Origin of the sequence: Chryseobacterium sp. SIMBA_038, from assembly GCF_046535115.1 — a bacterium.
In the GTDB taxonomy this organism is placed as follows: Bacteria; Bacteroidota; Bacteroidia; order Flavobacteriales; family Weeksellaceae; genus Chryseobacterium.
In genome coordinates this window covers 1-279 of the sequence record NZ_JAWRXH010000113.1, presented here as the reverse complement: position 1 = coordinate 279, position 279 = coordinate 1, and the positions used below count along the sequence as shown (strand labels likewise).

Genomic DNA, 279 nt, shown 5'->3' with positions numbered 1-279 from the left:
ATGCTCATCCAGCTGCGCAAACACAGGCGTCGCACCGGATTGCAGTACGGCATCAATGACATTCGGGCAGCTGAAGGATGAGAAAATCACTTCTTTCCCCGGCCCGGCCCCCGAATAAGTTAATGCGAGCACCAGTGCCGCACTGCCGCTGGAGGTCAGCACAACCCCTTTCCCGTAACGTTTTTCCAGTTTTTCAGTCAGTCCGCTTTGTCCGGCAGTAAGCAAGTGTTTCACCGCGCGCAGACGGCCGCTGACTGAAAACTGACCCGGATAAATGGG

1 protein-coding gene is annotated in these 279 nt (G+C 55.9%); it reads right to left on the bottom strand.

The features are described from left to right. Window positions 1-279 (bottom strand): DegT/DnrJ/EryC1/StrS family aminotransferase (locus tag SB689_RS22925; RefSeq protein ID WP_410694367.1); only part of this gene is annotated, 279 nt, incomplete at both ends.